The 10,063-nt window shown below is 71.9% G+C and carries 9 protein-coding genes and 1 riboswitch; of the genes, 2 read left to right on the top strand and 7 right to left on the bottom strand.

Going from position 1 to position 10,063, the window contains the following annotated elements:
* Positions 1–520: bifunctional diaminohydroxyphosphoribosylaminopyrimidine deaminase/5-amino-6-(5-phosphoribosylamino)uracil reductase RibD (gene ribD / locus ACRDP3_RS22730; RefSeq protein WP_431518859.1), on the bottom strand; the 520-nt coding region annotated here is incomplete at its 3' end.
* Positions 521–717: 197 nt separating this feature from the next.
* A riboswitch (FMN riboswitch) is annotated at positions 718–848 on the bottom strand.
* A gap of 264 nt (positions 849–1,112) precedes the next feature.
* Between ribD and ACRDP3_RS22735 the strand changes: the two genes are divergently transcribed.
* On the top strand, positions 1,113–2,369 hold the full coding sequence (locus tag ACRDP3_RS22735) for an MFS transporter (RefSeq protein ID WP_431518852.1): 1,257 nt from the start codon (positions 1,113–1,115) through the stop codon (positions 2,367–2,369).
* 102 nt (positions 2,370–2,471) lie between these two features.
* Complete coding sequence (locus ACRDP3_RS22740) at positions 2,472–3,401, top strand: LLM class F420-dependent oxidoreductase (protein ID WP_431518853.1); 930 nt, start codon at positions 2,472–2,474, stop codon at positions 3,399–3,401.
* A 46-nt stretch (positions 3,402–3,447) separates the two neighbouring features.
* On the opposite strand, the gene ACRDP3_RS22745 is transcribed toward ACRDP3_RS22740, so the two are convergent.
* From ACRDP3_RS22745 to ACRDP3_RS22770, 6 genes are all read right to left on the bottom strand, one after another.
* Positions 3,448–5,157 carry a flavin monoamine oxidase family protein gene (locus ACRDP3_RS22745; RefSeq protein ID WP_431518854.1) on the bottom strand — a complete coding sequence of 570 codons (1,710 nt, stop codon included), beginning with the start codon at positions 5,155–5,157 and terminating at the stop codon, positions 3,448–3,450.
* Between the two features lie 77 nt (positions 5,158–5,234).
* Positions 5,235–6,029, bottom strand: coding sequence for a carbon-nitrogen hydrolase family protein (locus ACRDP3_RS22750; RefSeq protein WP_431518855.1), 795 nt, complete (start codon positions 6,027–6,029; stop codon positions 5,235–5,237).
* A 161-nt stretch (positions 6,030–6,190) separates the two neighbouring features.
* Positions 6,191–6,646, bottom strand: a complete 456-nt coding sequence (locus tag ACRDP3_RS22755; protein WP_431518856.1) for an Lrp/AsnC family transcriptional regulator — start codon at positions 6,644–6,646, stop codon at positions 6,191–6,193.
* 10 nt (positions 6,647–6,656) lie between these two features.
* Positions 6,657–8,162: an amino acid permease gene (locus tag ACRDP3_RS22760; RefSeq protein WP_431518860.1), complete on the bottom strand. Its 1,506-nt coding sequence runs from the start codon at positions 8,160–8,162 to the stop codon at positions 6,657–6,659.
* 132 nt (positions 8,163–8,294) lie between these two features.
* Positions 8,295–9,008, bottom strand: coding sequence for a class I SAM-dependent methyltransferase (locus ACRDP3_RS22765; protein WP_431518857.1), 714 nt, complete (start codon positions 9,006–9,008; stop codon positions 8,295–8,297).
* 104 nt (positions 9,009–9,112) lie between these two features.
* Positions 9,113–10,063, bottom strand: a 951-nt coding sequence (locus ACRDP3_RS22770) for a GuaB1 family IMP dehydrogenase-related protein (RefSeq protein ID WP_431518858.1), incomplete at its 5' end; no start/stop codon positions are given.

Genomic DNA, 10,063 nt, shown 5'->3' on the forward strand with positions numbered 1-10,063 from the left:
GGACGTCGGCGCGGGCCTCGGCGGAGGTGATCCAGCGGCTGGAGCCGTCCGCGGCGGCGATGCGGCCGTCGAGCGTGGCGGCGTACTTCCAGCTGACGTAGGGGCGGCGCAGCCGTACCGAGGTGAGCCAGGCGGCGTTGCCCGCGGCGGCCTCTTCGGCGAGCAGCCCCCGCTCGACCGCGACGCCCGCTGCCCGGAGGGTGCGCGCTCCGCCGGTGGCAGAGGTGGGATCGGCGACGGCGTAGACGACGCGGGCGATTCCGGCCTCGATGAGCGCCAGCGAGCAGGGCCCGGTGCGGCCGGTGTGGTCACAGGGTTCGAGGGTGACGACGGCGGTGCCGCCGCGGGCGTCGTCACCGGCCTCGGCGAGTGCGTGGATCTCGGCGTGCGGGCCGCCGGCCCGCTGGTGCCAGCCCTCACCGACGGGGCGGCCGTCGGGAGTCAGGACGACGCAGCCCACGACGGGATTGGGGCTGGTGGAGCCGACTCCGCGGTCGGCGAGCTCGACAGCGCGGTGCATCGCGGCACGTTCGGCCGGTTCTGCGGCTGGGGCATCGGTGCCCACCGGGTCCTCCTGCCTCTTCGGGCACGGACTCCGGGGCACTGCGGGATGTGTACGGGCGCGGACGCGGGGCCACCACCGGAAGGAGGACCCCTCTCGTCGTGCGAACGACGGGAGCGGACCGCCCGGATCGGCGGTGTACCGGTCTCGGCCCGCCGCGCACTGCCTCCCATCCGGACTTTAACCGTCGGTCCAGGAGTTTCACCTGGTCAACCGGTCGCTGGAGGCGATCGGGTCGCGGACTGTAACCGCCGGTTCGGACTTTCACCGACCCCGGAGTGCGCTGACGTCACTGATACGCGTCCAGTCTGCCACGCCTCCGCTCACGCCATGCTCACTTCACTCTGTGGGCTCACTCACAGCGCGCTGCGTCGACGCCCCGGAATGTGAGCGCTCTCAAATCCGGCAACCTCGTTGCGAAAACCTCTTGTTCGACCGCACGGGAGGCCCCTTACAGTGTCCGGACCGTGTCCGGACAGCACCGGGCGGCAGAGCGCCGGAGCGTTACACCCGGGGCAGTCGGAAGCACAGGCCGGAGGATCCCGTACACATGCAGCAGACCGCCCTCGACGGTGCCACCCGCCGGGCCCGGCGCGCGACAGGCGGCGTCTTCGCCGTGCACGGGGCGGCGAGCGGCAGCTTCGCGACCACCATTCCGTGGATCCGCGAGCACCTGGACCTCAGCCCCGGCTGGCTCGGCATCGCGCTGGTCTTCGCCACCGTGGGGGCCTCCGCCGCCATGCCGCTGTCCGCGGGCCTCGCACACCGCTACGGTCCACGCCGCTCGCTGGCGTGGCTGTCGGTGCTTGCCTGCGCCGCGCTCGCACTGCCGGCGCTCTCCCCCGCCCTGGTCTGGCTGTGTCTCGCTCTCTTCGTCTTCGGGTGCGGGCTGGGCCTGATGGACGTCGCGATGAACGCGCACGGTGTGCAGATCGAGGAGCGCTACGGGCGCTCGGTGATGTCCGGGCTGCACGGGATGTGGAGCGTGGGCACGCTGCTCGGCGGCGCGGGTGGCGCTCTCGCCGCGTACGCAGGTGTCGACGCCCGAGTGCATCTGGCGCTGATCGCACCGGTGTTGGCGGCTGTGGCACTCACCGCGAGCCGCTGGGCGCTGGACATCCGGGCGGAGCCCGAGGCGTTCGCGGAATCCGGGGCGGACAAACCGCCGCGCTTCGCGCTGCCCGCGCGTGGGGTACTGGCGATCGGACTCGTCGGCTTCTGCGCGGTCTTCGCCGAGGGTGCCTCGATGGACTGGTCGGGCATCTATCTGCGCGATGTGACCGGCGCTGAACCGGGGCTGGCGGCCTCCGCGTTCACCGCCTTCGCCTGCACGATGGCCGTCGCGCGGCTGGCGGGCGACGCGGTGGTGCGGCGCCTGGGCACGGTTCGCACGGTACGGGCCAGCGGGCTGCTGGCCACGCTCGGCGGCGCTCTGGTGGTCGTCTCGCGTATTCCCGCGCTTGCGGTCACGGGCTACGCGCTGATCGGAGTGGGCGTCGCCGTGGTGGTGCCGCTGTGTTTCGCGGCTGCGGGCCGTACGACGGCGGCCTCACCCGGGCAGTCGATCGCGGGGGTCGCGACGCTCGCGTACGCCTCGGGGCTGGCGGCGCCGGCACTGGTCGGCTGGATCGCCGAGGTGACCTCGCTGAGGGCGTCGTTCGGACTGGTGACCGTGCTGCTGCTGGGCCTGGTCTTCGGTGCGGGGGTGCTGCGCACCGACCCCCGCGTGGCGGGAGCCGGAGCGGAACAGGCGGAGGAGCGGGCGGCCTCTCCGGTCTCTCCCTCCGCTGCTTCCGATTCCCGCTGAGGACGGGGTGCCGGGCGGGTCGCACTTGTACGGTGCGGTGTTCTCGGCCAGGTTTACGGGGAGCCGGTGCAGGGCGCACGGGCGGGGACGGGTGGAGGAAACATGACGCTGCGCCTGGGGCTGGGACTGCCGCAGATGAAGCAGTACGAGCCGGGCCGGGACGTGACGGCGGTGGCCCGGGCCGCCGAGGAGTCCGGGTTCGACAGTGTATGGGTGTTCGAACGGACCCTGGTCCCCGAGCACCCCGTCGACGGCATGTACGGCGTGCCGGACCTGCCGTGGTCGGACGCCTACCGAAAGGTCGCCGACCCCCTGGTCACCCTCACGCTGGCCGCCGCGGTCACCGAACGGGTCCGGCTGGGCTCCTGCGTACTGGTGGCACCGCTGCACGCCCCTTTCGAACTGGCTCGCACACTGGGCACGTTGGACGCCGCGAGCAGCGGCCGTCTCGTCGCCGGGTTCGGCACCGGCTGGTCGCGGGACGAGTACGAGGCGGCGGGCAGTGACTTCGCGGCGCGGGGCACCTCCCTGGACGAGCTGCTGGATGTGTGCGACGCCGTATGGGGGCCGGACCCCGTGTCGTACGAGGGCGCCCGTGCCCGGATCGCGGCCGCCGAGGTCGGCCCGAAGCCGGTGAACGGCAGCGTCCCGGTGCTGCTCGCCGCGAGGACCTCCCGCGCCCTGGACCGGGTCGCCCGGCGCGCGGACGGCTGGATGCCTACCGGCATGCCGCACGCGGCGGTGGCCCGTACTTGGGCGCGCATCCGTGAACAGGCGGAGCGCGGCGGGCGCGACCCGGACACCCTGACGATGATCCAGCGGTGCGGGGTGCGGATCACGGACGCGCCGCTGGACGGTGAACGGGGGCAGCACCAGGGCAGCGTGGAGCAGATCGTCGAGGATCTCGCCGAGGGCGTCGCGTCGGGGGTCGGCGAAGTGATCCTGGAACTGCAGCGGGGGGCCCGAGACGCGGCGGAGCTGACCGGAAGGGCGCGGCTGCTGCACGCCGCGGTGCGGGACGCGGGTATGTAGACGCGGGTATGCGGCAGCCCCGGCCGGCCCCTCCCCCGGCCACAGGTCAGTCCTCCGGCAGCTCCACCGGGGCGATCTCGCCGTAGACGTCGCCCGGGCCCGGGTTGGTGGGATCGGTGCCGCCGCCGAGGTGGTGCAGCACGCCCCAGACCGCGTTGAGCGCCGTCTGGACCGCGCCCTCGGCCCAGCCCGCCGTCCAGGAGATGTCGTCGCCCGCGAGGAAGAGCCCGCGCTTGTCCGCCGGGAGGCGGTCCTGCATGAAGTGGGTGAACAGCCGCCGCTGGTAGCGGTAGTGGCCGGGGAGGTTGGCCTTGAAGGCGCCCATGAAGTAGGGCTCGTTCTCCCAGGAGACGGTGACCGGGCTGCCGGTGATGTGCGACCTGATGTCGACCTTGGGATAGATCTCGCCGAGCGACTTGAGCATGACCTCCATCCGCTCGTTGGCGTCCAGCGGCAGCCACTTGAGGCTGTCGTCGCACCAGGTGTAGGAGAGGCAGATGACGGCGGGCCGGTCCGGTCCGTCGTCCAGCAGGTACGTGCCGCGGGTCATCCGGTCGGTGAGCGTCATGCTCATCACGTCCCGGCCGGTCTGCTCGTCCGTGTCCAGCCAGAACGGACGGTCGACGGGCACGAAGAGCTTGGAGGACTCCATGTAGTGGGTGCGCTCCACGGCCGTCCAGTGGTCGATGGGGAGCAGCTCGTCGGCGCAGTCGATCTTGCTGAGCAGCATCCAGGACTGCGCGGTGAAGACCGCCGCGCGGTAGGTGCGGATGTCCCCGTCGGCGTCGGTGACGGTGATCCGGTTGCCCGCCGTGCGGTGCAGCCGGGTGACGGCGGGCCGGTGCGTACGGCGCGGGTGGAGAGAGGCGAGGGAGGTGCCGCGCGGCCAGTGGGTGAGCTTGTCGGGCTCGCGCTCCCACAGCCGCAGCGGGAGCTGCTGGCTGCCGCCCACGATGCCGCGGTGGTCGTCGTCGGCGCCGGTGTAGACGACGCGGAGGATCTCCAGGATGGAGTTGGGGAAGTCGGTGTCCCAGCCGCCGGTGCCGAAGCCGACCTGGCCAAAGATCTCGCGGTGCCGGAAGGAGGCGAAGGCCGGAGAGTCGCAGAGGTAGCCGTAGAAGGTCTGGTTGTCCAGCTTCTCGACCAGCCGGGACCAGATCTCCCGCATCCGGGGCACGTCGCGCTCGCGTACGGCGCGCTGCATGGCGGAGAACTCCGCGCCGTCCTCCAGGCAGGTGTTCCAGGCGTCCATGACCTGGTGGAAGACGGGCGGCAGCTCGTCGAGGGTACGGGCGTAGTGGGACTCGCCCTTGAGGTCCACGACGGTGGAGGGGGTGCCGGGGGCGAGAGGGTTGGGGAAGGGCGCGGTCTCCAGGCCGGTCAGCTCGATGTAGTGCTGGAAGGCGGTGGAGGACGGCGGGAAGCGCATGGCGCCCATCTCGGCCGTCAGGCCCGGCTCGCAGCCTTCGAAGACGGCGGTGCGCAGCCGGCCGCCGATCTGGTCGGCTTCGTAGACGACGGGCTTGAGGCCCGTTTTCATCAGCTCGTAGGCGGCCACGATGCCGGACAGGCCGCCGCCGATGACGGCGACCTCGGTGCCGTGCTCGGTGGCCGGCACGGAGCCCAAGCCCGCCGGGTGGGCGAGGAAGTCGTCGTAGGCGAACGGGAAGTCCGGGCCGAACATGGTGAGCGGCGGCGCGGACGTGTCCGCCGCGTGCTGCTCCTCGTGTACGGCGGTGGGCACCGTGGACGTCATCGGGCGCACTTCTCCTTACGGTGGTGACGGGTGTGCTGCCTGGTGTGGTGGGCGCGTATGGGGGTGAGGCCGGCCGGTCAGGCGGTGTAGAGCCCGGGGCGGCGGTCGGCGAGGTAGGTGTTCTCGGTGCGGGAGGCGTGCAGCAGGCTGGGGTCGATGTCGGCGAGGAGCAGTTCCTCGCCCCGCCCGGCGCGGGCCGGAACGGTGCCGTCGGGGGCGGCGAGGCAGCTGAGGCCGGTGAAGTCGAACTCCCCTTCGCTGCCGAGGCGGTTGACGTAGGCCAGGTAGAGCTGGCTCTCCCAGGCCCGGGCCGGGACGACCGTCCCGGCGACGATGTCGTACGGGCGCATCAGCGCCGTCGGCACCACCAGCAGTTCGGTCCCGGCGAGGGCGTGGGCGCGTACGGTCTCGGGGAACTCCACGTCATAGCAGACGAGCAGACCCAGCCGGACACCGTCCAGGTCGGCCTGGACGAGGAGCCGGTCGCCGGGGGTGAAGTGGGTGGTCTCGAACCCGCCGTAGAGGTGGGTCTTGCGGTAGTTGGCCCGCGGAGTGCCGTCGGGGCCGATGAGCTGGACGGAGTTGTGCACCGCGTCGCCGCTGCGCTCGGGGTAGCCGTAGACGACGGCGACGCCGTGTGCGGCCGCGATCCGGGCGACGGCGCGGGCGCTCGGGCCGTCGGCCGGCTCGGCCAGGTCGGCGACGCGGTCACCGAGGGCGTAGCCGGTGAGGGACAGTTCGGGGGTGACCAGCAGCCGGGCGCCCCGCGCGGCGGCCCGGCGGGCGGCGTCATCGAGTGCGGCCAGGCCGTCGGCGACGGTGCGGGGGGCACCGGCGGGGCCTTGAAGCAGCGCGGCGCGCAGCGCGGTCATGGAACCTCTGCCTGGGACTCGGGTACGGGTGGGAGGGACTCTTCGACCGTACGGTCACGCACCTCGGCGGACAAGGCTCATCCATTGCGCCTCAGCCGCCGATCCGTTGCGCGTCGGACCCTGTTCCCGGTGATTCGTTGCTCCGGACGCCGGCGGGCCGGTCAGCGGGGTGCGCCGGAGGTGTAGCGGCGCAGCAGGGGCGAGAGCACCAGCACGGACTTCGTCCGCTCCACGAAGGGTTCGCCCGCGATCCGCTCCAGCACACGTTCGAAGTGGCGCATGTCGGAGGCGAAGACCTGGACCATGGCGTCGGCCGCGCCGGTGACGGTGGAGGCGGACGCCACCTCCGGATAGCGGGACAGGGCGCGGTGGATGTCCTCGGGCGAGGTCTGGGAGCGGCAGTACATCTCGATGTAGCCCTCGGTCTCCCAGCCCAGCGCCGCCGGGTCCACCCGGACGGTGAAACCGATGATGGCGCCCTGTTCCCGCAGCCGGTCGACACGGCGCTTGACGGCGGGAGCGGAGAGACCGACCTCGGCTCCGATGTCGGCGTAGGAGCGGCGGGCGTCCTCGGAGAGGGCGTGGACGATGCGTTCGTCGAGATCGTTCAGAGGCACTGCGGGTGGATCACTCTTCTGTGCTGGTTGGGCTTGGTGGGATGGTCGGGGAGTTCAGCCGGGAACGGCGCATTCCGTACGCGAAGTAGACCACAAGGCCCGCGGCCATCCAGACGCCGAAGACGGTCCAGGTGACGGCGTCGAGGCTGAACATCATCCACAGGCACAGGCCCAGGCCGATGGCGGGAAAGAGCGGCGAGAGGGGGACCCGGAAGCCGCGCGGCATCGTGGGCCGGGTGCGGCGCAGCACGACCACGGCGACGTTGACGAGGCCGAAGGCGAAGAGGGTGCCGATGCTGGTGGCGTCGGCGAGGCGGCCGAGCGGTACGGCGGCGGCGAGGGCGCCGCAGCACACCGAGACGATGACGGTGTTGGCCCGCGGGGCCCCCGTGCGCGGGTTGACCCTGGCGAAGACCCGCGGCACCAGGCCGTCCCGTGCCATCGCGAAGAGGATGCGGGTCTGCCCGTACAGCACGGTCAGCACGACCGACGCGATGGCGACGACGGCGCCGAAGGCGAGCAGCGTCGGCCAGATGCCCTGCCCGGTGACACCTTCCATGATCCCGGCCAGCGCCGCCTCGGTGCCCTCGAACTTCTGCCACGGCAGCGCGCCGACGGCGATCGCCGCGACCAGGCAGTAGAGCGCGGTGACGATGGCGAGCGAGAGCAGGATGGCGCGCGGCAGGTCTCGCTGCGCGTTCTTGGCCTCCTCCCCCGCCGTGGAGGCGGCGTCGAAGCCGATGTAGGAGAAGAAGAGGGTGGCGCCGGCGGCGCTGACCCCGGCCATGCCCAGCGGCATGAAGGGCTGGTAGTTCCCAGCGCGTACGCCCATGAAGGCGACGCCGCAGAAGAGCAGCAGCGCGAGGATCTTCACCACCACCATGACGGTGTTGGCGCGTGCGCTCTCCTTCGCGCCGCCCAGCAGGAAGGCCATGGCGAGCAGGACGACGAGCAGGGCGGGGAAGTTGAAGACCCCGCCCTCGCCCGGCGGGGCGGCGAGCGCCGCCGGGAAGGACAGACCGAGCGTGCCGTCCAGCAGTTCGTTGAGGTACTGGCCCCAGCCGACGGCGACGGCCGCCACCGATACCCCGTACTCCAGCAGCAGACACCATCCGCACACCCAGGCGACGAGTTCACCCAGGGTGGCGTAGGCGTAGGAATAGGAGGAGCCGGCGACGGGGATGGTGCCGGCCAGTTCCGCGTAGGAGAGCGCGGAGAACAGGGCGGTCAGTCCGGCGATCACGAAGGAGACGATGACGGCGGGACCCGCGTCGGGGACGGCCTCGCCGAGCACGACGAAGATGCCCGTGCCCAGCGTCGCACCGATGCTGATCATGGTCAGCTGCCACAGGCCGAGGGAGCGGCGCAGGCCGCCGCCCACCCCCTGCCCGCTCTCGGCGACCAGCTGCTCCACGGGCTTGCGGCGCAGCAGCCGCGCGGCGGTGGATTCCTGGCGAGGGCGGCCCGTGCCAGGGGGGCTCGGGAATGCGGGCGGGGCTGAGCCCTGGTCCGACACGGCGGTGGTCTCCTTGCTGTGGATCACGTACAGCGCACGACCCTACGAGCTGGAGAGGGCATCGGGTAACGGGACTTCCTTGCGCGTGTACGGCGATCCGTTGCGCGCGTGGCGCCTGACGCGCGGGATCGTTCAGACCGCCGTGCGGGACGAGTCCGAAAGGCGGGCCCGTGCCCAGGAGCGGTCCTCGGTGAGGTAGCTCTCGACGGTCAGACCGGCGTCGGTGAGCGCCGCCTCGAACGCGGGGGTGCTCAAGTTCTCCGAGTAGAAGGTCTGGGTCCAGCGGGCTTCCTCGAATTCGTAGCCGATGCAGGTCTTCGACACGCCCTCCGCCACGGGCTCGATGGAGATGACCGAAATGGTCATTCCGTCCCTGGACCATTCCACCCCCGGCGTCCGCGTCTCGTGCCGGCCGTCGGGCTCGCGCTGGATGAGCACCAGGCCGTCGTCGGTGACGTGCCGGGCGCATGCGCGCAGCAGCCCGGCACGCGTCGCGGTGTCGGCTGTGTTGACGAGGAAGGAAGCCAGGGTCACCACCTCGAAGCGCTCTTCCAGCTCGAGGTCCTCGATGGCGGCCCGCACCGTGGGGGCGCCCTCGATCTTCGCGAGCATCGCGGCCGACTCGTCGACGGCGGTGACGCGGAAGCCGCGCGCCAGCAGCGGCCGGGTCATCCGGCCCGCTCCGGCGCCGAGTTCGAGAAGGGTGGCGCCGGGTGGTGCGGCGGCGGCGATGATCTCGGTTTCACCGTTGCCGGGGAGCCGGACGTACATCTCGACCGAGCAGCCGTCGGGGGTGAACTCGCCGGGGCCGGTGCCGCTGTGGTCCTCACGCGTGAAGGTCGTCATGTGTGCATCGCAGCACCGGGCGGCGCCGCAGGACAGGGATTCGGCTCAGCACGAAACAGCCCGCGAAGGCCCGGGGCGCCTCCCCCGGGCCGGCAGGCCCGCACTCACCAACTGGCGTGCAGCGGCTTGCCCTCCGCGTAACCCGCGGCGCTCTGGACACCGAAGACCGCCTTGTCCGCGAACTCCTGGAGGGAACCGGCACCCGCGTAGGTACAGGAGGAGCGGACGCCCGCGATGATCGCGTCGATGACGTCCTCGACACCCGGACGTACCGGGTCGATGAACATCCGCGAGGTGGAGATGCCCTCCTCGAACAGGGTCTTGCGAGCACGGTCGTAGGCCGATTCCTCGCTGGTGCGGTTGCGCACGGCACGGGCCGAGGCCATGCCGTAGGACTCCTTGTACGTACGCCCGTCGGCGGTCTGCTGAAGGTCGCCCGGCGACTCGTACGTACCGGCGAACCAGGACCCGATCATGACGTTGGACGCGCCGGCGGCCAGCGCCATGGCGACGTCGCGCGGATGCCGCACCCCGCCGTCGGCCCACACGTGCTTGCCGTACTTGTGTGCCTCGGCCGCGCACTCCATGACGGCGGAGAACTGGGGGCGGCCGACGCCCGTCATCATCCGCGTGGTGCACATGGCGCCCGGTCCGACGCCGACCTTGACGATGTCGGCACCGGCCTCGATCAGGTCGCGGACGCCGTCGTCGGCGACGACGTTCCCTGCGACGACGGGCACCCGGGGGTCGAGCGCACGCACCGCCCGCACGGCGTCGATCATGCTCTCCTGGTGGCCGTGCGCAGTGTCCACGACGAGGGTGTCGACCCCTGCGTCCAGCAGCGCACGCGCCTTGCCTGCCACGTTGCCGTTGATGCCGACTGCGGCGGCGACGCGGAGGCGTCCGGCCCCGTCGGTGGCCGGGGTGTAGAGCGTGGCGCGCAGCGCGCCCTTCCGGGTCAGGATGCCCGCGAGGCGGCCGTCGGCGTCGACGGCTGGAGCGAGCTTGCGGTGTGCGGCGTCCAGCTGGGCGAACGCCTCGCTGGGGTCGACGTC

The sequence above is a fragment of the Streptomyces sp. genome (assembly GCF_050698815.1).
Taxonomy (GTDB): domain Bacteria; phylum Actinomycetota; class Actinomycetes; order Streptomycetales; family Streptomycetaceae; genus Streptomyces.

What these genes read in the sequence shown, in the direction of transcription:
- ACRDP3_RS22735 (WP_431518852.1), top strand. Translation starts at nt 1,113, where the DNA reads ATGCAGCAGACCGCCCTCGACGGTGCCACCCGCCGGGCCCGGCGCGCG.
- ACRDP3_RS22740 (WP_431518853.1), top strand. Translation starts at nt 2,472, where the DNA reads ATGACGCTGCGCCTGGGGCTGGGACTGCCGCAGATGAAGCAGTACGAG.
- ACRDP3_RS22745 (WP_431518854.1), bottom strand. Translation starts at nt 5,157, where the DNA reads ATGACGTCCACGGTGCCCACCGCCGTACACGAGGAGCAGCACGCGGCG.
- ACRDP3_RS22750 (WP_431518855.1), bottom strand. Translation starts at nt 6,029, where the DNA reads ATGACCGCGCTGCGCGCCGCGCTGCTTCAAGGCCCCGCCGGTGCCCCC.
- ACRDP3_RS22765 (WP_431518857.1), bottom strand. Translation starts at nt 9,008, where the DNA reads ATGACGACCTTCACGCGTGAGGACCACAGCGGCACCGGCCCCGGCGAG.